Genomic DNA, 16,782 nt, shown 5'->3' on the forward strand with positions numbered 1-16,782 from the left:
CAAGTATTGGCACACCTTAGTTTGTCGAGTTGACCGGGCATTAATTCACCAAGACGCCATGGCGGGAATAGCCCTGGGTTGGAACTCCTGCGGACTATCTGCGGACTGGCGGCGCACCAGCCAAAAGGTCTCGAGCGCGTTGGCTCCGTCGGAGCGCTTCTGATCGCGTCGACACCGCCGGCTCGTGATGCGTCATCTCGATGACGCGGTCGATGTCGTCTTGCGACATCCGCCGGTTGCGCTCGCTGATCTTCGAGTGGGGCCATTTGCCGCCGTAGACCGCCTTCCGCACGAGCTCGTAGTCGAGCTGCAGGATCTCGGCGACCTGCGCGAGGGTAAACAGTTGCGGCGCCTCGGGCATCAATTGCCTCGTCGACTGTAGGTGCGCGCGTCGATGCACGCCTGCAGGTCGTCGGTGCGAATGCGCTCCTTAGACCGGATGCTCGTGCCGAGCTCGGTGATGCGGAGCGAACCGTCGTCGATGCGGGCGTAGCCGTAGTCGTTCGAGACGGCACCGAGGATGTCGGCGGCAGGACCATCTCGCCCAACGTTCATGCCGTCGAGCCTAGGAGCGGCGCACCGGGTCGACGTAGCATTTCGAGCATGGGAACGCTGTACTACGGCGACTCGCAGACACCGATCGGCATCGACGATCGCACGCTGTCGCACCTGAAGGTCGCGCTCATCACCAATGCGTCGCGGCGAGAGCTTCAGCGTCTCGTGGCAGCATACCGAGGACCAGCCTCGCGGCCGCTCGACCATCTGGCTTCACCCTGCGATCCCGCTCCGGTTCGTGTTCGACGAGCCCGAACGGCCCGAGTTGAACCCGCAGTGGGTTACCGAGCTGATGCGCTCCGCCAATTCGACTGGCGGGGTTCAGCTAGCCCCCGAGCACCTGGACACGTCGGCGATCGCAACGCAGCCGGATCAGCCTGTCGCTGTCGGAGCCGATGTGCAGGAGATAGCCGCACCCGATCAGTAGGTGGGATGGGCTTCGGGTAGCGTGCAGATATGCGGGCGCGTCACACATTCCACGCTGAGTGGTTCACCAACGAGGAGACCGGCGACCGAATCGCGGTCGCGTGTGACTGCGATGTGGACAAGGACCACGCGTACCGTGGCCCAATCCCGGGTTACCGCTCGAGCGAGAAGGGACGGTAGCGGGCGGGCCCCTGCTGTCGCCGGACGGGTCAGCGTTCAGCCGAACGGTGCCGCTCGAGCGCCTTCTGCAGCGACCGCAGCGCAAGCCCGGACGCCTCCTGGACCTGCACCCAGGTTGCTCCCTCTTCGAACGCCGCGGCAATCTCAGCATCCCGCTCACGCAAGACTTCAGCACGCCGCTCGTCGACGTCCGCGAGGCGCTTCGCGGCATCACGGAGGCGGTCGATGGCGGACACAACGCAACAGTATCCGCTCAGGGCCACCACCTAAGTCTCTGCCCGGTAGAGACTTTCTGCCCTCTGCCGGGTAGAGTACGAGCATGTTCATCGTCACGTTCTCTGACGGCCACCGCATTCCGGTCAGCGCCACGTGCGAGCAGGCGGCCCGCAACATGGCCTACGCGATCGAGAAGGTCTTCTCGATCGTCAGCGTGCGCCCGGCGTAGCCTGCGCCATGCCGAAGCGTCCGCCGCTCCCGCGCACCACGCGCGACGCGGTCGCCGACGCTATCCGAGCCGGCCGCGGCCGCAACGAGATCGCCCGCGCCTTCGGCATCTCGACCGGCTCGGTCAGCAACATCGCCCGCGACTCCGGGCTCTGGTTCGAACGCTCCTCCGTGACGGCCGAAGCCTCCCACGCACGCCAAGTCGATATGTGGGCCGCGCGCGTCGAACGCGAGGCGCGACTCCTCGACGAGTACATGGCACTCACCAACACCATGCGCCCAGATGGCAGGCCCACCCGCGCAGAGAAGCGGCTCTCCTATGCGCTCTACAATGTCCGGCGCCACCATGACGGCACCTACCGCTAGCCAGGACGCGAGGCAAAGTTCGCGGACGACGATGCCCCCGGCGCGTACGGCGCGGGGGCATCGTCGTGAGGTCATCTAGCGTTCGGTGCGGCGCATAACGCCAGCCAGCTCCTTGAGCGCGAGCGCCAGATACTGGACGGCCTCGGCAGTCTTCGCCTCTGCCACCGTCGAGCTCGCAGACTGCGCCTGCGCGGCACTCGCATTGGCCGCGTCCGCGTACCGTTCGACATCGCTGTACGCCACGACAGGCCTCTACTTCTCGACCGAGACGCCACCCGGCTGCGCACCGCCGCGCAGATGCCGGTACGCGGCCGCGAGGTCACGGAGAGCAGCAGCCTTCGCCGACTCCTGCATGTTCGCTTCACCGACGGCCTCCGCCCGCTCCTTGATCGCGATCATCACCGCGCGGAACGCGTCTTCGTGGGCTGCCATTTCTTCCTCCATCCCCAGAGCCGAATTGCTCTGACCGACCAGCCTAGGGAAAGCCCCCGACACGGGTATCCCGGGCGGAAGCCGCCATGCCGCACCCATGTGCACCGGTCACACCTATGCGCGCGCGTGAGGCGCGTACGCGTGTAGAGCAGACCCGCGTACCTTCGGGCTGAGCGGCGCGGCCGAGGTGGCCCACCCAGTGGAACGTTGCGCAGCGGTTGTGTACCCCGTTGCGGGGGCAGCCCTTTTCCTGCGCGGTTGAATACGCTGTGGTCTATGTGTCGCGCGGGCGTGGGGGTGACAAATGGTTGACGTGTTGCCTTCCGAGCAGGTTCTCGCCGCGAGGTCCTCCCAGCTCCTCACCGTGTCGGCCGAGCTCGACCGCGAGATCGACTCGCTTACTTCGCGCTCGAACGCGATGGAGCAGCGTGCGACCCTCCTGATCGGTGCGGCGAGCGTGGTGGGTGCTCTCCAGGTCACGTCGGAATTCTCGATCACCACCACACTCAACCTGGCGTTGAGCTTCCTAGCTGCAATTGCGGGTGTCTGGGTCGTCTTCCCGCGTCGGGGCGACGCCCTCGATGTTCGCGCCGCTCGAGACGAGATGCTGGAAATGCCGCCGTGGCAGGGCTTGTACGTGCTCGTCGACGAAAAGATCGGCTTCCTCGATCAAGACGAGAAGCGACTCGATAAGCGAGGAGCCATCGTGCGCCTGGGCTTCATCTTCTTGGCGCTCAGTATCGCTGTCACCCTGATCGGCGCACTGACCCCTCTAGCCAACGCACACCCGGGTGAACCGAGCCCGACACCTACAACGCAGCGATCGGAGAGCTGATGGCCGACGGAAGCAAACCACCGGAGAAGCCGGCGGGGGGATGGGGCAAGCCTGTCTACAAAGAGGAGCGAGCCACAGGGGCGTCGCGTCCAGCTCCTGCGAACCCGACCCCGCGGCCGACGCCTCCGCCCCCACCTCCGAAGAAGTAGCGTCACTCGCCGCTCCAAGTCACGTAGAACGCCGTCACGGCCGCCCGGATGAGTCGTGGCGGCCTGGGGTTCCGGAACCCGTACTTGTACCGAAGGTTCGCCTGCGCGAGCTTCCGGGCCCTGATCCGGTACTTGAGCGCGGCCATGCGCTCGGCGGTGAACGCGGGGTAGGGCAGCCCTCGACGTGCGAGGTCGCGCATCTGATGCTCCCACTGCGCGTTCTCGGTCTTGTCGACGGCGAGGCACTCCTGCTGGAACGCCCAGTTCGCGAGAGCCGCCCATGCGGCTGCGTCGTGGTTCGCCGGCCACCTGTGCTGCTTGATGTCCTCGAGCAGTTGACCGAGCTCACGGCCGGAAGGTTCCATCGCCAACTTCCCGCTCGATCAGCTTGAGGACCGTGTTGTCGCGCTTCGCCTTCGCCAGGGCCTTCTTGGAACGGCGCCCGAACTCCATCAGCAGCTGGTGCTCCGCATACGTGCGCTCACTGATGGACAGTGAATCGTCGGCTTGCAGCTTCTTCTGCTCGGCCTTGTGCCATTCGAGGATCTCGACGGCTGCCCTGTCCTCGGCTTCCCGGCGAGCTCGCTTGGCTCTGCGGTTCAGATCTGATGTGGCCATGGTGCCCCTCCCCTTTGTTCGTCTCTGGGGGCGGGCTGGCCTTTGCAGGGTGCCAGCCCGCCCGGTCTGGTTACGCTTCGCGGCGACCCCTTGAGAGCCGCCACGGAGCCTCGAGGATGCGCTGACTCGCGAGGCCGCGCTGGACGAGATTGCGGGCCATGCGCTCGAGCTCGTCCGCGGCCGTCCCACGGCGCGGTACCGGCTGAGGCTTCCGTTGCTTGCCCATCAGGCGGTCAGGCCAGCCGCGTACGACTGCTGCGCCTCGGGCGACGTGTCGACAGGCACCTGCGCACCGATGGCGAATGCGCCTCGCTTGAGGCCGATCTCGACTGCTACGGCTTCGCGTGGCGTCGCGTCCGCCGACCACCGCATGACGGTATCGATGAACTCGAGCGCGCGCACCGTGTCGGCGTGCTCGCGAAGCGCAGCGCGTCCCTCAGCAGGCAGCGCGTCGGGCAGGCGGCGCTCACTCATTGCCTTGATGCCGGCGAGGGAAGCAGGCACCTCATGCTGGTGGAACCGGTCGCGGGTGCGAGCCTCGTATCCGGGGGCAAAACGTTCGACCGCGAGGAGCCCGTCAACGTCGAGGGTCGGGATGATCTGGTCCCACCCCTTGCCGTCCTCGAGAGCAGGCCGGATCGTGTTGTTCCACGCCTGATCGGTTCGGGCAAGCTGCGACGTCGAGTCAGGATCGAGCCGCGGCCGGTACTTCTCAGCGGCCCGGTCGGCCTCGTCTCGGGCTCGTTCAGCCTGCCGGCGGAGACCGTCGCCCGGGTTCGTGAACTGGTCGGCGAGGTCGTTCTTGAGCCGATCGGTCAGGCCGGCCCGCAGGTCGGGGAGCACTTCTGCTGCGATGTCGTCGCTCGTGTACTTGCTCGCGGCGACCACGTTCTGTACGTGCTGCTCGGCGGCCTTGTACGCGGCGTGTGCAGCCGAGCGGGCTCGGAGGCCTGGCCGGGAGTGGGTGAGCGTCGGAGCACCGCCTCTCGGCAGGTCGGCGGCGGCTCGGTTGATGAGGTACTGGTCGACGGTCATGACGTGCTGCTCCAGTTCAGTTGAGGGTGGCGACGAGCGCGATCGCGTTGTCGTGGTCGTGGACGCTGTGGAAGCTCGCCGCGAGCTGCAGGGCGGCGTCGCGGGCGGCGATGTCGGAGCCAGTGAGGACGACTCCCGGGACTTCGGCGGCCTGCAGCGCGCGCGCGGCCCGGTCTGCCTGGTCGCCGTACTCCTTCACGAAGCGGTTGACGTTCGCGACGCGGGCTACCTCGACGGCGTCGTCGCCGTACTCGTGCTCCGGGAAGTAGTTAGCGCGGTCGAAGTTCGGCTGCCACTCGTGTGAGCGGCTCGCGAGCCCGAGGTGCGCCTCGAAGTCGCGCGCGAGATCCGTGAGGCGGCTGTGGATCGATGCCACGCGATCGGAATAGGTGGTCATGCTGTTCTCCTTCGTTCGATGCGGCGGTCGCCGCGGGTGGGGCAAATGCGCCCGTTGATCGTCGTCATCCCTGGCTCCCCGCCATCTCATCGGCTGCGCGCCGGTCGAGGACGCGGCCGACTCGTTCGGCGAAGTGCTCGGGGTGCTCAACCGGCTGCATGTAGACGGCGCCGATCAGCGGCCCCGAGCTGCCACCCTGGCGCGCCGGCGGCATGGCGCCCCCGCCGCCCGATCGTGACCCCGAGGGCACGAGCTGGTACCCGAACTGTGCGGCGACGTCTGCGAGGATCGCGGTCGACCCGGCACGTTTGGCTGGTGACATCGGGATGTACGCCTCGCCGCCCGTCTCCGGTTCGGCCCACACGCGGTACGAGCCCGCTCGGGCGAACTGGGCGACGTGGTTCTCTCGCATGCCGCCGCCGGCGAAGTACTGGACGATGCCCCCGTCTGCATACTGGCCAACGTTCATCGGGCGACCCGACTGGTCCTTCATCGCCGTGACGTAGACCGGGATCTGTCGGCCCGAGTAGTCGCGGATGAAGCTGTCGATCGCCTGCTGCGCGGCACCCGTCTGCGCGAGGATCTCTACTTCCTTCTGCGACGGGACGTCGTACACCTTGTCGATCAGCTTCTGCACCTCTTCGGCGGTGGCGCCGTTTTGGATGGCCTGATCGATGAGGGCTTGCCTGCTGGTCTCGAGGGTCGCGGCGTACTTCTCCGCGGCGTCGCGCGCCGACATCGTCTTCAAGTCCTGCTGGTACGTGGCCTCAGCGCTCGCCTGCGCCTTCGCGGCGACATCGGAGAGCATGTCCGCATTCGCAGAGCCGGCCACGGTCGACTCGTCGAGCGAGAACCGGTATCCGTCGAGGCTGCCGTTCGCCTCTTCGTAGGCGTCCTTCTGCGCCTGGACCTCCTCCGAGATGCCGGCGAGCGCATCCTTGTACGCTGCGTTCGCCGATACAGCGTCCTGCCCGACCCCGTTCGCCTCGTTGATTCGGTCGATCAGCTGGTTGATCTCGTCGCCGAGCTGCTGCGCCCCGTCCGCCGCGTCAAGGTAGGCGGTCGCGGCGCTTTCCGTGATCGGCACGCCCTCTTCGGTTACCTGGTTCTTCTGCTCGGCAACACGGATGGCCTCTTCGAGGGAGCTCTTCTCCCCAAGGACTGATTGCGCGACCAACGACGATGCAGCGGATACGTCCACGAGAGAGAGGCCGAGATCGTCGGCGATCTTCTGCGCCTCCACCTGACTGCCCGAGCCCGCCTTGATGACGCTCTCGAGCTCGCGGAGTGCGTCGACATTGCCGGTCGCGGCGTCGGTGACCGTCTCGAGCGAGAGCCCGAGCTTTTCCGCGGCGTCGTACGCCGAACCCCGTGACATCCACAGCCACGACTGCTCCGCCGCCAAGTTCTCCTTCGCGAGGTCGCGCGTCGCGTCCGTTATACGAAACGTTCCCTCTTCGAGGGTGGTGGCGTACGCCTCCGCCTTCTGCCGAGCTTCCGCCTGCGCGGACGCGACGAGCGCGACGACGGTGAGGACACCGGTCAGCGCGAGGCCGACGCCGCCGGCGATGAGCGCGGTCTTGCCCATCGTGAGGTTGGTGAGCTCGAGCGTCTTGCGGAGCTCCATGAACCGGGTGACTGCGCCGAGCGTGGCACCCGAGAACAGCAGCATCGCGGCGGTGGCGACACCGAGCACCAGCCCGGTGGTCTGCACGCCGTCAGGGAGTTCGCCGAACCAGTCGACGAGCGCGGTGACGCCCTGCACCATGTCGCGCAGCACGTCGTTCGCACCCGAGCCGGACTTGATCAGCGCGGTCTCGAACGCGCCGCCGAGCTTCTCCACGTCGCCGGCGAGGTTGTCCTGCCGCATCGCGGCCTGGTCAGCTGCATAGCCCGAGTCGTTGACCTTCTCGGTCCACTCCTCGACGGCCTTCGCGCCGCCGCGCATGAGGATCGTGGCGGCCGTGATCTGCTCGTTGCCGAAGATTCGGCCGAGGGCCTCCTGGCGCTCGGCGTCCGTGAGACCGACGAACGCCTGGTGCAGCTCCTCGGCGACCGCGGCGCCGGACTTCATCTTGCCGTTCGCGTCGAACAGCTGGATGCCGTACTGCTCCATGGTCTTCGCCGCGAGCGACGAAGGCGAGGTGAGCGACGAGAGGACACCGCGGAGGCTCGTACCGGCCTGCTCTCCGATGATTCCCTGCTCGGCGAACATCGCGAGGATGCCGGTCGTCTCTTCGAGCGAGAGGCCGAGGCTGTTCGCGACTGGGCCGACGAACTTCATGGCGTTCGCGAGGTCGTCGACGGAGCCCTGCGCCTTGCCGGCGCCTGCGGCGAGGAGGTCGGCCACGTGCGACGCGTCGCCCGCTTCGAGCCCGAACTGCTTGAGGGTGGTCGCCATGATCGTCGCCGATCGGGCGACCTCGAGCTGCCCAGCGGCAGCGAGCGCGAGGGAGGAGGTGAGCCCGCCGCCGACGATCTCGGCCGTGTTCAGGCCCGCCTTCGCGAGCTCCTCCTCCGCGTGCGCCGCTTCCGTCGCTGAGTACGCGGTGTCCGCGCCTGCCTCGAGCGCGGCGTCGCCGAGCTTCTCCTGCTCGGCAGCGGTCGCCATGGTCGCGGCGGCCGTCTGCGACATCGCCTGGTCGAAGGTGGCCCACTTCGCCACCGAAAGCCCGACGAGCGCGGTGACCGCGACGCCGGCGGCGAGGAGGGCGACCGACAGCCTCTTGGCGTTCTCCGCCTGTCGCTCGGTCGCCTGCGCCTGCTCATCCTGCTTCGTCTTCGACTTGCGGGATTCGTTGCCGACCTTCTCCGTCGCGCGCGCATGCTCCTCGAGCGGCTGCTTCGCGGCCCGCGACTTCTTCGCGGTGCCGTCGGTCGAGTCACCGAGACGGTCGAGGTCCTTCCCCGCCTTCGCCGCGGAGTCGCCCGTCTTCACGATCGCCTGGTCGGCGTCCCGCATGTCCTGCTTGAAGATCTGCGCCCCGGCCGACTTGATCATGAAGATCAGCGCGCCGGCGTTGAACCCGTCCATGCTCAACCCCCGATCGCACGAGTCGTGAGCTGCACGGCCGTCATCACCTTCGCCATCGTGAGTCGCCCCGGAAGTGTGACCGTCGGAGCCTCGAACACGAAGTAGACGCCGAGCAGTGCGGCGACGTTGCTCATCACCGCCCGCGCGTAGTCGCGGCCCGCTGTACCGGCCAGCTCGAGGATCGGACCCGAGATCGCCTTGGTCGTGTCGGCGGTGACGATGGCGGCGAACAGGCGGCGGACGTCGGCTTCGAGCGTTGCCTCGTCGGTCAACGTGAGGTTGTCGAGCTCGGCCCGCATCAGGGCGACAAGCTCATCGTCAGATTGGTTGTTCATGACAGGTCTCCCCCGCAGGAGGTCGTCGAGTTCGCCGGCATCGAGCGCCTGGTCGATTTCGGCAGCGGACGCAGCCATGAGCCACGCTTCACCCCGCTGCCTCGTCCCGATTCGCATCGGTTCCCCCGTATCGGTAGTCGTCCAGATCGTCGGACCTGATCACCCAGTCCCTGCCGGCCTTCTCCGCCTGCAGCCGCTGCTCTTCGCATGCCTTCCGGATCGCTCGTGGTGTGCGACCCGATCGCTCGGCTGCCTGCGGAACGGTGAGTAGTTCCACTTCGATGCTGCGCCCTTGACCGATGGTGGTTCCCCGTGCGGAACCGCGCTGCTGCTTGAGCGAATCGACGAGCACGTTGATGTCCTCCAACACCTGCTGGTTCCCGGCCGCGGAGGCTCCCCGGCGGGCCATCACCAGCACGCGCACGTACCGGTCGATATGGCCCGCCGGAACTGTCACCCCGCTCACCGCGCACCACCCGCCCGGCGTCGCCGATCCTGCGGATACCGCTCACCGGCCCAGAAGCCCGCGGCCGGCCGCTCGGACGTCGCGAACGCCGTACACGCCTCGAGCAGCGGGCACCCACTGCAAATGTCGGCCAGGTCAACATCGCCCGACTGGTCGCTCGTGAAGCGCGCGTCGCCGAGGCAGTTCACGCGGACCCTGTGCGCGGCGGCCATGAGCGTCGCGTACGCCTCGCCGGTCATGCTGCGCCGCCCATCTGGTCGCCGCAGATGGCGCAGAATCCGGGGCTCGACGGGTGTTCACGATGGTTGCACTCGCCATCTCTCGGTGGACGGTCGACATCGAGTGCGAGTGTGGCTCGCGCGCGCTGCTCGGGCGTCTGCCGGTGCTTCCCCAGCCGCTGGAACTCCTTAACCGACATGCCGCTGGGGCCGCCGACGCGCGGCTTCGAGCCCGCTCGGTCGAGCTTCAGCCACCAGTCGGGGTTGGACTTCGCAGGAATCGGCTCGTCTTCCCAGCGACGGCCGCGGAGCCAGCCCGCGGCGAGCTTCACATACTGTGGGTCGCCGCCGAGGCTGGCGAGCTTGTACTTCTGCGCCCCCGCAAGGATCTCGTCAGCGGGCGTCGACTTGACCGCGGCCTGGTAGGCCGTGAACGCGTCCGCCTTGCCCTCGTGCCTCGGGTAGACACTCCAGAACTCCTCGAACTCGGACGTGTAGTTCTTGTTCTTCTTTCCTGTTCTTAGAGACGTAGTCTCTATTGCCTGCTCGCTCCGAGCAGTAGTGGGGGTTCGCTCCGAGCGCTGCTCGGATTCAGCACTGCTCGCTCCGACTACTGCTCGCTCCGAGCACTGGTCGATTGAATCGAGCTGCAACTCGTAGGCGTCGGCGATGCGGTAGCGGCCGCTCATGCGCTTGGTCCGCGAGATCAGCCCGTGGTCCTTCTCGAGCGCGGTGAGTGCATTGCGCACCGTCGCGAACCCGAGCGAGGTCATCTCGGCGAGCGTCTCCTGCGACGGGCAGCAGAGCCCGGTCTTCTCGTTCCTGCAGTGCGCGAGCGCGACGAGCACAGCCTTCTGCGGCCCAGAGACGCCCTGGACCGCGAATGCTTGCGTCGTCGACTGAAATCCCACCGCTGCGTGCGCCCTACGCTTCGGGCTCGGAGTCGAGGCCAAGCATCTTGAGCAGCGGCGCAACAGGCACGACGTAGCGCCCGCCGATACGGATGCTCGGGATCGTGCCCTTCTTGACCGCGGCGTATGCCTGGTTCAGGCCGATCTCGAGCAGTCGGGCAGTGGTCGCGACGTCGGTCGTGACCTTGCCTTGGAGCTCGTCGGGGATGACCATCGGGTACCTCCTGATTCGTTGTTCGCTGCTACTTCAAGCCTTCGCTCTTCACTTCCCTTCGTCAATCAACTTCATTACACTGTCATTCATGACGATGACAGATAGCCCCCAGAGCCTTCGCATCGAGAAACTTGTTGGGCAGAACATGGCGGGTCTGCGCGCCGCTCGGCACTGGAGTCAGGCGGACTTCGGGAAGGCGATCGGCGAGCTCCTCGGGAAAGCATGGACGCGGCAGGCGGTTTCGAACGCCGAGATGGGGAAGCGCACGTTCACAGTTGCCGACCTCGTAGCGATCGCCTACGTGTACGAGACGTCGCCGGCTGCGCTCATGACGCTGCAGCCAGCCAGCCACGTCGCATCGATCGTGATCGGAAACGTCAGCATCCCGCGCAAGGATCTCGAGAACCCGACGTGGCAACACGAGTCGACGTCGGCCGCCCTTGGCGACGTACTCAAGGTGCTCTCGAGCATGGGCAGCCGGCTGGATCAGGTCGTGGATCTCGCCTACGAGCTCGAGCGGGATGCATCGGCTCTCACGGCCGCGGGGCTTGTGCTGCAGGGGCGCATCCGGCTCGAGGAGAAGGGCGTCGCAATCCCCGGCGACTACGGCTACGAGTGACCTTCGCCCCACATTCGCGGGCTTACGGCGTCTCCGGCTTCGTGGATACCGTTCGACGATGACGAACGAATCCGACCCCACACCCGCTCCCAAGCGGTTCTTAGGCTTCACCCCAAAGCAGCTCGCCGCGGTCGGCGCGATCGCCCTCGTCGCGCTCGCGATCGGTAGCGCGGTCGGGTACGCCGCCACCCAACCGCAGGTCGCCTCCGCGCAGGACGCAGCCGCCGACGCACAGGGCGAGACCGACGACCTCGCATCCAAGCTGAGCGACGCCGAAGACGCCCGGGACAAGGCGTCCACCGATGCCCGGGCGGCACAGGGCGACCTCGCCGAGGCGACCGCGACCATCGATAAGCTGATGGCCGGCCGTGACCCTGTCGTCCTCACCCTCGACTTCCCCGTGCCGGACGGGTACCCAACCGTCGTCGACATCAGCGCGGTGCCCGAGCACATGCGCGACTCGCTCGGCACCCCGAAGGCCGTCGCCGTCGCACCAGGCGTGTGGGCAGCGTTCCCGCCCGGTGCGACCGTGGAGTCGGCGGTCAACGCGAAGGCGTTCGACGGGTACTGCGCTTCGAAGCTTGCGTTCGAGGAGCAGTACCTGGGCGGGGAGTCGACCTCGGGCTCCTGCTGGTAGCGGCTCCAGCGCAGGCCCGAGGCCCTCGCGCAGTTCGCGCGAGGGCCCTGCCGTTCAAGACGTGGCGTCACGGCCATTCGTCGGCGGACAGCGGGCGTTCCGCCCGGTGCGCGGCCTCGATCAGCGCGACCGCGAGGGACCGCGCCTGATCGGGCGTCAGCTGCGCGTGCACGTTGACGTTCGACAGGCGAACGCCGGTGCCCCACCCGTTCAGACTGACGTCGACCTCGACGGGCTCAACCGCGGCGTCCGGCACCAGCCGGAACCCGCTCATCGCCCGACCCCCTCGATATCCGCGACCGACTTGCCTCGGAGCTTCGACACGTCGAGCTCGGGCACCGGGCTGTACCCGCGGTTCTGGTCGCGCGCCGTCGCAACGAACAGCTCGACAACCTCGAACGGGCCTACGCACACGACTTCGCCGTCCGACGTCGAGATCCTGTAGTGGTCGACGCCGTCGGGCTTCTTCACCGCGAGGCCGAGTCCGTACGCCCAGTTGCGCAGCGTCTGCTGCGTGTGGGGCGACTCGATGATCATGCCCCGACCAGCTTCGCGTTCAGCGTCTCGACAAGATCGGCGAACCGGACGATGTCGGCGGCGAGCTCTTGTGCCTGCTCCTTCGTGACACCGTCGCCGAGGTGTTCGAACCGGGCGAGGATGTCGAGCTTCCACAGCCCGTCCTCGGGCTGCTTGAACACCTCAAGCTGAACGTCGCCATGACGAGCTCGTGCCGCACAGCACGTTCCCGTGTCGTCGGTCTCGAGGACGATCTCATGCTCGGCGTCGATGCAGTCTGAGCTCTCGCAGCTGACCGTGGCCATCCCGGGATCGCGCGACCACACGGTCGCGCCGGCGAGCTCCTTCCGGGTCGCATCGACCGAAGCAAGGGCAGCACCGAGCGCCTCGCGCAGGCGGAGAGCCTCAGCGAGGCGCATCGTCACCAGGTCAGACAAGCGCAGGTCTTCGGCGGACTCGCTTCGCGCGAGATGGAGCGCGTAGCCGTAGGCATCGTCCCAGGTAACCTCGATCTCGCCGCGGGTCGATCGGCCCACCCAGTCGGTGCTGTCGAAGTTGATCTTCGGCCCCTGGCGAAGGCCGACCGAGCCCGGGTAGGCGGGCCAGCTTTCCGGAGCAGGTCCGCGCTTGCTGGTGTCGGCAGGGGGTGCGACGATAGTCATGATCTAGTTCCCTTCACGGTTCTGGTTCTCGCCCTCGAAGTCGGTGGCCGCCGACTCGGGGGCTTTCTTCTTGTCGGTCACGAAATGACCCACAGCTGGCACGTGGAGCCCGTCCGGGTAAGTCCACGTCGGTCAGAGGCTCGCACCAGGCCCTCAACCTCGAGTTCCTTCCGCCTGGTGCGGATGTTCTGCGGCGTCGCGGCCGGCACCGACGGGTACATGAACCTATAGGCCTCGAACCGGTCGTTGATCTCCTCGTCCGACATCGGCCCGTGATTCTTGATCAGGGTGACGATGACGGCCTTGATGATCTCCCGCCGGCTCGGCGTCTGCTGCTCTGCGGCGTCCCACGACGACTCGGGGTCGTGCGGACGAGCGATCGGCGCGAGCGTGCGGCCCATCAGGCACTGGCCTTGTCGAACTGCTCAGCGATCCACGCCTCGAGCTTGTCCTCGTCGAACAGACGCCGCCCGCCGATCAGCGCGGACGGCGGTGCCTTCTTCACGTGCACCTGGTACTCGAGCGCCGGCACAGTCTTCCGCAGTCGCTCGGCGACCTCCTTCATCGTGAGCAGCTTGCCCATCACGCCTCCAACTCTCGCTTGTGTTTCCGGTCGAACACATATGAGCATATGCCGTCTTGTATTGATCGTCAATGCCATGTTGTGTCAGGCTTAGCGAGTGGTTGATGCACATGAGGACTTTGCCGCGGAGATTGACCAGGCCGTCGCCAAGAACGTCAAGCGTGCCCGCGAGCAGATCGGGTGGTCACAGGAGGAGCTCGCGTCGCAGCTCAGGACGCTTGGTGTCGCCGGCGTGCATCAGACCACGATCGCCAGGATTGAGAGCGGCCAGCGGTCACTGCGAGTCGCGGAGGCTCTGGCCCTCGCTCGCCTGCTCGACTATCGGGTTGAAGAGCTCGCGATGTCGTCTGCGACTGCGTCTCTCCGAGAGAGCTACCGCGAGCTCCAAAAGCGACTCGACGCGTTCGAGAAGGCCGGCAGGTCCCTGATGTACACAAGACAGAGCATCGCGGAGTCGCTTGACGCGCGCTTCCCCGGGTACGGGGACGATGAGTCGTACACCTCTGAGGTGCTGAGCGCCGTGAACCCGGAAACGTACAACATGCTCGACGAGTTGCTCTACACGAACTCATCCCCAGCGATGCGCCTCAACTCGATGTACTACAGCTGGAGGCGCGACGGCGCATTCCCATTCCAGCCTTGGGTCATGTCGCGCCAGCTCGAAGTGTACGAAGACACGATGTCGAACGGGTGGGGTGCGCTAAAGGTCATCGAGCGCATGTCCGAACCTGACAGCCTGTTCGAGCGAGAGGTTCTCGCTCGGTTTGGAGCCGGCGATGGCGAGCATCAAGAAGCGCCCTGACGGGAAGTATCGAGCGCGCTATCGCGACGTAGACGGCCGAGAACACGCCCGTCACTTCGCGAGAAAGACGGACGCGCAGCAGTGGCTCGATGAGGAGACCGCGAAGCTCGTCACGGGCACGTGGACGGACCCGCGAAAGGCGAAGACGACGGTCGCGGAATGGTGCGCCACCTGGCTGAGCGGTTACCAGCGGCGACCACGGACCATCCTGCAGGCTCGATCACACGTGAAGCACATCACGGACGAGTTCGGGGCTCGGCGACTGAACACCATCCGGCCGTCGGACGTGAAGACGTGGGTTGCGAAGATGAAGGCCGACGGCTTCGCCGACTCGACGATCTACGCGATCCACTCGAGGTTCGGCCAGATCATGACCGATGCCGCGCATGACGGCCTGATCCCCCGCTCGCCCACCTCGAAGCGCACGGCGCCGCCCCAAGGCGCACAGCGGCCGTACGTGGCCGAGACGGGGCAAGTGTGGGCCCTACATGACGCGATGCCCGAGGGACTCGCCCCGGCCGTTCTTCTCGGCGCGTTCGCCGGCCTCCGACTACGCGAGATCGTCGCGCTGCGTGTGGAGGACGTCGACTTCATGCGCGGAATGATCTCCCCCGCGATCCAGTACCCGAGCGACCCGCTCAAAACGGATGAGTCTAGGACGCCGATCCCGATACCCCTCGAGCTCGCACTCGAGCTCAACAAGATGCCGGCGAAGTGGTCATCCGACACGATCGTCGTCAACGAGATCGGACGGCGCGCCACGCCGACCATGCTCGACAAGGCCTTCCGCGAGGCCAGGGCGACCATCGACGGACTCCCGGCAGGGTTTCGGCTGCACGACCTTCGCCACTACTTCGCCTCGCTCCTCATCGCGGCAGGCCTCGATATCAAGACCGTGCAGGCGCGGCTTCGACACAAGTCAGCGAAGACGACGCTCGATACGTACGGGCACCTCTGGCCCGACCGCGACGAGTCATCGAGAGCAGCCGTGGCCGACATCCTCAAGGCTCGTGCGGACCATCCGCGGACTAAACCCGCTTCTTCCCAGTGATCTAGCGGGCCTCCTCAGTACAGCAGGAACTGCTTCTGCTCGGCCGCCTCGAAGCCGTCGACCGTCACCGCAAGGTGGTACGAGGCGCCGCCGGCGGGCACCGACTCACGCGGGCCGGTGCACGTCTCGGGGCTCGAGCGGGTGCGATCCCAGACGATGGGGGCGCTCGAGCTCACGGGCGTGCCGGGCGTCAGCGAGACCTCTGCGTCGATCGGATCGACCTGGCAGTCCGTCGACGTCCAGTAGACCTCGTCGCCGCTCGTGACCGTGAAGACCTGGGCCTTCGTCCCGGCGTTGAGGACGCAGATGTTCTTGCCGGTGTTGGTGATCGTCACCGACAGCTCGGGCTGCTCGCCCGCCTCGTACGAGCTCTTGTCGGTGATCGCCTCGACGGTGATCTGCTCGGGCCCGCACGGGTCGCCGTCGACGGCCGTCGGCTCGGTCGGGATCGCCGTCTCGGGCGAGGCCGACTCGGAGGCCTCGGGCGTGCCCTTCTCTCCCTCGTCACCCGAGCTCGCGCCCGGCCGCACGATGATCAGGACGATGGCGACGATGACGGCGACGACTCCGAGCAGCACCAGAAGCCGTCGCCGGCGGTACACCTGCGGCGTCTGGCGCCCGGAGGGCGCGGAATTCGTCGACATGCTCACAGGGTACGGCCGCGGGCGCCCGCCCCGAGGCATCCGCCCGGCGCGCCGGGGAGGACTCAGAGGCGCTTCAGCATGCGCGTGTTGCCGAGCGTGTTCTGCTTGACCCGGGCGAGGTCCAGGAACTCGGCGACGCCCTCGTCGTGCGAACGCACGAGCTCCGCGTACACCTCGGGGTCGACGGTCTCGCCGCCCATGTCCTCGAAGCCGTGGCGGCCGAAGAACTCGGTCTCGAAGGTCAGGCAGAACAGACGGCTCAGCCCGAGCTCGCGCGCCTCCTGCTCGAGCGTGCTGAGCAGGGCGTGGCCGACGCCCTTGCCGAGCCAGGCATCGTCGACGGCGAGGGTGCGCACCTCGCCCAGGTCCTCCCACATGACGTGCAGCGCGCCCGCTCCGATCACGCGGCCGTCGCCGTCCTCCGCCACGCGGAACTCCTGGATCGCCCCGTACAGGTCGACCCGCTCCTTGCCCAGCAGGATTCGTCGGCTGACGAGCGGCTCCACGACGTCGATGATCTTCGGCACATCGCTCGTGCGCGCGCGGCGCACGTGGAACTCGGTCGTCATCCGTTCATCGTATTCCCGGGTGCGGGTGCGCGACGGCACGATGCGGCGCGCACGGCGTCGCGTGCAGAATTCAGGATGCCTCGG

General features: G+C 67.0%; 29 protein-coding genes. 7 read left to right on the forward strand and 22 right to left on the reverse strand.

Features of this window, described 5'->3' with window-relative positions; genetic code table 11:
- Positions 1–94: 94 nt before the first annotated feature.
- From ACFVTH_RS03250 to ACFVTH_RS03260, 3 genes are all read right to left on the reverse strand, one after another.
- Positions 95–361 carry a hypothetical protein gene (locus tag ACFVTH_RS03250; RefSeq protein ID WP_387086689.1) on the reverse strand — a complete coding sequence of 89 codons (267 nt, stop codon included), beginning with the start codon at positions 359–361 and terminating at the stop codon, positions 95–97.
- On the reverse strand, positions 361–555 hold the full coding sequence (locus ACFVTH_RS03255; protein ID WP_387086691.1) for a hypothetical protein: 195 nt from the start codon (positions 553–555) through the stop codon (positions 361–363). Before ACFVTH_RS03255 ends, ACFVTH_RS03250 begins: the two co-directional genes overlap by 1 nt.
- Positions 556–1,190: 635 nt before the next feature.
- On the reverse strand, positions 1,191–1,397 hold the full coding sequence (locus ACFVTH_RS03260) for a hypothetical protein (RefSeq protein ID WP_387086693.1): 207 nt from the start codon (positions 1,395–1,397) through the stop codon (positions 1,191–1,193).
- Between the two features lie 83 nt (positions 1,398–1,480).
- On the opposite strand from ACFVTH_RS03260, the gene ACFVTH_RS03265 reads away from it, so the two are divergent.
- Entirely contained in the window at positions 1,481–1,606 is a 126-nt protein-coding gene (locus tag ACFVTH_RS03265; protein ID WP_387086694.1) for a hypothetical protein, read from the forward strand.
- Between the two features lie 8 nt (positions 1,607–1,614).
- A complete protein-coding gene (locus ACFVTH_RS03270; RefSeq protein ID WP_387086696.1) occupies positions 1,615–1,971 on the forward strand; it encodes a hypothetical protein in 357 nt (118 codons plus the stop codon).
- Positions 1,972–2,046: 75 nt separating this feature from the next.
- Here the strand turns inward: ACFVTH_RS03270 and ACFVTH_RS03275 are convergent, their stop codons facing one another.
- Together ACFVTH_RS03275 and ACFVTH_RS03280 are read right to left on the reverse strand one after the other, a co-directional pair.
- On the reverse strand, positions 2,047–2,214 hold the full coding sequence (locus ACFVTH_RS03275; RefSeq protein WP_387086698.1) for a hypothetical protein: 168 nt from the start codon (positions 2,212–2,214) through the stop codon (positions 2,047–2,049).
- Positions 2,215–2,223: 9 nt separating this feature from the next.
- The gene (locus tag ACFVTH_RS03280; RefSeq protein ID WP_387086700.1) at positions 2,224–2,403 is read right to left on the reverse strand and encodes a hypothetical protein; all 180 of its coding nucleotides are present in this window, start codon (positions 2,401–2,403) and stop codon (positions 2,224–2,226) included.
- Positions 2,404–2,707: 304 nt separating this feature from the next.
- Here ACFVTH_RS03280 and ACFVTH_RS03285 point away from each other — a divergent pair, with 304 nt between their 5' ends.
- On the forward strand, positions 2,708–3,238 hold the full coding sequence (locus ACFVTH_RS03285) for a hypothetical protein (protein WP_387086702.1): 531 nt from the start codon (positions 2,708–2,710) through the stop codon (positions 3,236–3,238).
- 151 nt (positions 3,239–3,389) lie between these two features.
- Here ACFVTH_RS03285 and ACFVTH_RS03290 read toward each other — a convergent pair whose 3' ends face one another.
- The 10 genes from ACFVTH_RS03290 to ACFVTH_RS03335 all read right to left on the reverse strand — a co-directional run bounded on the left by ACFVTH_RS03290 (position 3,390) and on the right by ACFVTH_RS03335 (position 10,615).
- Entirely contained in the window at positions 3,390–3,752 is a 363-nt protein-coding gene (locus tag ACFVTH_RS03290) for a hypothetical protein (protein WP_387086704.1), read from the reverse strand.
- Positions 3,733–4,005 (reverse strand): hypothetical protein, encoded by a 273-nt coding sequence (locus ACFVTH_RS03295; protein ID WP_387086706.1) that lies wholly within the window; start codon positions 4,003–4,005, stop codon positions 3,733–3,735. Before ACFVTH_RS03295 ends, ACFVTH_RS03290 begins: the two co-directional genes overlap by 20 nt.
- A gap of 225 nt (positions 4,006–4,230) precedes the next feature.
- Positions 4,231–5,040, reverse strand: coding sequence for a hypothetical protein (locus ACFVTH_RS03300; protein WP_387086708.1), 810 nt, complete (start codon positions 5,038–5,040; stop codon positions 4,231–4,233).
- A gap of 16 nt (positions 5,041–5,056) precedes the next feature.
- Positions 5,057–5,437 carry a hypothetical protein gene (locus ACFVTH_RS03305; protein WP_387086710.1) on the reverse strand — a complete coding sequence of 127 codons (381 nt, stop codon included), beginning with the start codon at positions 5,435–5,437 and terminating at the stop codon, positions 5,057–5,059.
- Between the two features lie 64 nt (positions 5,438–5,501).
- A complete protein-coding gene (locus ACFVTH_RS03310; protein WP_387086712.1) occupies positions 5,502–8,471 on the reverse strand; it encodes a phage tail tape measure protein in 2,970 nt (989 codons plus the stop codon).
- A 2-nt stretch (positions 8,472–8,473) separates the two neighbouring features.
- Complete coding sequence (locus ACFVTH_RS03315) at positions 8,474–8,923, reverse strand: hypothetical protein (protein ID WP_387086714.1); 450 nt, start codon at positions 8,921–8,923, stop codon at positions 8,474–8,476.
- On the reverse strand, positions 8,895–9,230 hold the full coding sequence (locus ACFVTH_RS03320) for a helix-turn-helix domain-containing protein (protein WP_387086716.1): 336 nt from the start codon (positions 9,228–9,230) through the stop codon (positions 8,895–8,897). The genes ACFVTH_RS03315 and ACFVTH_RS03320 overlap by 29 nt, the downstream gene beginning before the upstream one ends.
- Before the next feature lie 38 nt (positions 9,231–9,268).
- Positions 9,269–9,511, reverse strand: a complete 243-nt coding sequence (locus ACFVTH_RS03325) for a WhiB family transcriptional regulator (RefSeq protein WP_387086718.1) — start codon at positions 9,509–9,511, stop codon at positions 9,269–9,271.
- Positions 9,508–10,401 carry a helix-turn-helix domain-containing protein gene (locus ACFVTH_RS03330; RefSeq protein WP_387086720.1) on the reverse strand — a complete coding sequence of 298 codons (894 nt, stop codon included), beginning with the start codon at positions 10,399–10,401 and terminating at the stop codon, positions 9,508–9,510. The genes ACFVTH_RS03325 and ACFVTH_RS03330 overlap by 4 nt, the downstream gene beginning before the upstream one ends.
- A gap of 13 nt (positions 10,402–10,414) precedes the next feature.
- Positions 10,415–10,615: a hypothetical protein gene (locus ACFVTH_RS03335; RefSeq protein WP_387086722.1), complete on the reverse strand. Its 201-nt coding sequence runs from the start codon at positions 10,613–10,615 to the stop codon at positions 10,415–10,417.
- Positions 10,616–10,703: 88 nt separating this feature from the next.
- On the opposite strand from ACFVTH_RS03335, the gene ACFVTH_RS03340 reads away from it, so the two are divergent.
- Positions 10,704–11,234, forward strand: coding sequence for a helix-turn-helix transcriptional regulator (locus tag ACFVTH_RS03340; RefSeq protein ID WP_387086724.1), 531 nt, complete (start codon positions 10,704–10,706; stop codon positions 11,232–11,234).
- Positions 11,235–11,292: 58 nt separating this feature from the next.
- Positions 11,293–11,871, forward strand: a complete 579-nt coding sequence (locus ACFVTH_RS03345; RefSeq protein WP_387086726.1) for a hypothetical protein — start codon at positions 11,293–11,295, stop codon at positions 11,869–11,871.
- Positions 11,872–11,938: 67 nt separating this feature from the next.
- Here ACFVTH_RS03345 and ACFVTH_RS03350 read toward each other — a convergent pair whose 3' ends face one another.
- The 5 genes from ACFVTH_RS03350 to ACFVTH_RS03370 all read right to left on the reverse strand — a co-directional run bounded on the left by ACFVTH_RS03350 (position 11,939) and on the right by ACFVTH_RS03370 (position 13,632).
- The gene (locus tag ACFVTH_RS03350; protein WP_387086728.1) at positions 11,939–12,145 is read right to left on the reverse strand and encodes a hypothetical protein; all 207 of its coding nucleotides are present in this window, start codon (positions 12,143–12,145) and stop codon (positions 11,939–11,941) included.
- Complete coding sequence (locus ACFVTH_RS03355) at positions 12,142–12,408, reverse strand: hypothetical protein (protein WP_387086730.1); 267 nt, start codon at positions 12,406–12,408, stop codon at positions 12,142–12,144. The genes ACFVTH_RS03350 and ACFVTH_RS03355 overlap by 4 nt, the downstream gene beginning before the upstream one ends.
- Complete coding sequence (locus tag ACFVTH_RS03360; protein ID WP_387086731.1) at positions 12,405–13,049, reverse strand: hypothetical protein; 645 nt, start codon at positions 13,047–13,049, stop codon at positions 12,405–12,407. The genes ACFVTH_RS03355 and ACFVTH_RS03360 overlap by 4 nt, the downstream gene beginning before the upstream one ends.
- Positions 13,050–13,126: 77 nt before the next feature.
- Positions 13,127–13,450 carry a hypothetical protein gene (locus ACFVTH_RS03365; RefSeq protein WP_387086733.1) on the reverse strand — a complete coding sequence of 108 codons (324 nt, stop codon included), beginning with the start codon at positions 13,448–13,450 and terminating at the stop codon, positions 13,127–13,129.
- Entirely contained in the window at positions 13,450–13,632 is a 183-nt protein-coding gene (locus tag ACFVTH_RS03370; protein ID WP_387086735.1) for a helix-turn-helix transcriptional regulator, read from the reverse strand. The genes ACFVTH_RS03365 and ACFVTH_RS03370 overlap by 1 nt, the downstream gene beginning before the upstream one ends.
- Positions 13,633–13,729: 97 nt before the next feature.
- On the opposite strand from ACFVTH_RS03370, the gene ACFVTH_RS03375 reads away from it, so the two are divergent.
- Together ACFVTH_RS03375 and ACFVTH_RS03380 are read left to right on the forward strand one after the other, a co-directional pair.
- Positions 13,730–14,434, forward strand: coding sequence for a multiprotein-bridging factor 1 family protein (locus tag ACFVTH_RS03375; RefSeq protein WP_387086737.1), 705 nt, complete (start codon positions 13,730–13,732; stop codon positions 14,432–14,434).
- Entirely contained in the window at positions 14,409–15,485 is a 1,077-nt protein-coding gene (locus ACFVTH_RS03380) for a tyrosine-type recombinase/integrase (protein WP_387086739.1), read from the forward strand. The genes ACFVTH_RS03375 and ACFVTH_RS03380 overlap by 26 nt, the downstream gene beginning before the upstream one ends.
- Before the next feature lie 14 nt (positions 15,486–15,499).
- Here the strand turns inward: ACFVTH_RS03380 and ACFVTH_RS03385 are convergent, their stop codons facing one another.
- Entirely contained in the window at positions 15,500–16,129 is a 630-nt protein-coding gene (locus ACFVTH_RS03385) for a hypothetical protein (RefSeq protein WP_387086741.1), read from the reverse strand.
- A gap of 62 nt (positions 16,130–16,191) precedes the next feature.
- On the reverse strand, positions 16,192–16,698 hold the full coding sequence (locus tag ACFVTH_RS03390; RefSeq protein ID WP_387086743.1) for an amino-acid N-acetyltransferase: 507 nt from the start codon (positions 16,696–16,698) through the stop codon (positions 16,192–16,194).
- Between the last annotated feature and the right edge of the window lie 84 nt (positions 16,699–16,782).

This window comes from Agromyces sp. NPDC058104, assembly GCF_042884835.1.
Classification (GTDB): Bacteria; Actinomycetota; Actinomycetes; order Actinomycetales; family Microbacteriaceae; genus Agromyces.

Bases quoted from the DNA above. Each gene is read 5' to 3' on its own strand.
- ACFVTH_RS03250 (WP_387086689.1), bottom strand. From the start codon at position 361: ATGCCCGAGGCGCCGCAACTGTTTACCCTCGCGCAGGTCGCCGAGATC.
- ACFVTH_RS03255 (WP_387086691.1), bottom strand. From the start codon at position 555: ATGAACGTTGGGCGAGATGGTCCTGCCGCCGACATCCTCGGTGCCGTC.
- ACFVTH_RS03265 (WP_387086694.1), top strand. From the start codon at position 1,481: ATGTTCATCGTCACGTTCTCTGACGGCCACCGCATTCCGGTCAGCGCC.
- ACFVTH_RS03270 (WP_387086696.1), top strand. From the start codon at position 1,615: ATGCCGAAGCGTCCGCCGCTCCCGCGCACCACGCGCGACGCGGTCGCC.
- ACFVTH_RS03280 (WP_387086700.1), bottom strand. From the start codon at position 2,403: ATGGCAGCCCACGAAGACGCGTTCCGCGCGGTGATGATCGCGATCAAG.
- ACFVTH_RS03285 (WP_387086702.1), top strand. From the start codon at position 2,708: ATGGTTGACGTGTTGCCTTCCGAGCAGGTTCTCGCCGCGAGGTCCTCC.
- ACFVTH_RS03290 (WP_387086704.1), bottom strand. From the start codon at position 3,752: ATGGAACCTTCCGGCCGTGAGCTCGGTCAACTGCTCGAGGACATCAAG.
- ACFVTH_RS03295 (WP_387086706.1), bottom strand. From the start codon at position 4,005: ATGGCCACATCAGATCTGAACCGCAGAGCCAAGCGAGCTCGCCGGGAA.
- ACFVTH_RS03300 (WP_387086708.1), bottom strand. From the start codon at position 5,040: ATGACCGTCGACCAGTACCTCATCAACCGAGCCGCCGCCGACCTGCCG.
- ACFVTH_RS03305 (WP_387086710.1), bottom strand. From the start codon at position 5,437: ATGACCACCTATTCCGATCGCGTGGCATCGATCCACAGCCGCCTCACG.
- ACFVTH_RS03310 (WP_387086712.1), bottom strand. From the start codon at position 8,471: ATGGACGGGTTCAACGCCGGCGCGCTGATCTTCATGATCAAGTCGGCC.
- ACFVTH_RS03315 (WP_387086714.1), bottom strand. From the start codon at position 8,923: ATGCGAATCGGGACGAGGCAGCGGGGTGAAGCGTGGCTCATGGCTGCG.
- ACFVTH_RS03325 (WP_387086718.1), bottom strand. From the start codon at position 9,511: ATGACCGGCGAGGCGTACGCGACGCTCATGGCCGCCGCGCACAGGGTC.
- ACFVTH_RS03335 (WP_387086722.1), bottom strand. From the start codon at position 10,615: ATGGTCATCCCCGACGAGCTCCAAGGCAAGGTCACGACCGACGTCGCG.
- ACFVTH_RS03340 (WP_387086724.1), top strand. From the start codon at position 10,704: ATGACGATGACAGATAGCCCCCAGAGCCTTCGCATCGAGAAACTTGTT.
- ACFVTH_RS03345 (WP_387086726.1), top strand. From the start codon at position 11,293: ATGACGAACGAATCCGACCCCACACCCGCTCCCAAGCGGTTCTTAGGC.
- ACFVTH_RS03350 (WP_387086728.1), bottom strand. From the start codon at position 12,145: ATGAGCGGGTTCCGGCTGGTGCCGGACGCCGCGGTTGAGCCCGTCGAG.
- ACFVTH_RS03355 (WP_387086730.1), bottom strand. From the start codon at position 12,408: ATGATCATCGAGTCGCCCCACACGCAGCAGACGCTGCGCAACTGGGCG.
- ACFVTH_RS03360 (WP_387086731.1), bottom strand. From the start codon at position 13,049: ATGACTATCGTCGCACCCCCTGCCGACACCAGCAAGCGCGGACCTGCT.
- ACFVTH_RS03365 (WP_387086733.1), bottom strand. From the start codon at position 13,450: ATGGGCCGCACGCTCGCGCCGATCGCTCGTCCGCACGACCCCGAGTCG.
- ACFVTH_RS03370 (WP_387086735.1), bottom strand. From the start codon at position 13,632: ATGGGCAAGCTGCTCACGATGAAGGAGGTCGCCGAGCGACTGCGGAAG.
- ACFVTH_RS03380 (WP_387086739.1), top strand. From the start codon at position 14,409: ATGGCGAGCATCAAGAAGCGCCCTGACGGGAAGTATCGAGCGCGCTAT.
- ACFVTH_RS03385 (WP_387086741.1), bottom strand. From the start codon at position 16,129: ATGTCGACGAATTCCGCGCCCTCCGGGCGCCAGACGCCGCAGGTGTAC.
- ACFVTH_RS03390 (WP_387086743.1), bottom strand. From the start codon at position 16,698: ATGACGACCGAGTTCCACGTGCGCCGCGCGCGCACGAGCGATGTGCCG.